This window comes from Bacillus cereus group sp. BfR-BA-01355, assembly GCF_022663675.1.
GTDB lineage: Bacteria > Bacillota > Bacilli > Bacillales > Bacillaceae_G > Bacillus_A > Bacillus_A thuringiensis_S.
In genome coordinates, this window is sequence record NZ_JAKUFY010000377.1 from 1 (window position 1) to 292 (window position 292).

Here is a 292-nt window from a genome sequence, read left to right on the forward strand (position 1 = left end):
AACAGCACCGTCTGCCTGAGGTGTATCTCCTCCGGTATTTTGGTGTTGCTGTTCTTGTTGTTTCTTAGCTTCGTCTTCAGCTTTTTTCTTGGCCTCTTCTTCAGCTTTCTTCTTAGCTTCGTCATCAGCTTTTTTCTTAGCTTCGGCTTGTTTTACTTTATCTTCATTAGCTTTTTTCTGGGCTTCCTCATCAGCTTTTTTCTTAGCTTCTTCATCGGCCTTTTTCTTAGCCTCTTCATCAGCTTTTTTCGCATCTGGAGTTCCGCCAGGCGCAGTGAAGGATGCACCAATT

The 292-nt window shown here is 43.5% G+C and carries 1 pseudogene; it reads right to left on the minus strand.

From position 1 onward, the window contains the following. A pseudogene (locus MR167_RS33830) lies at window positions 1–292 on the minus strand (penicillin-binding protein); the annotation flags it as partial.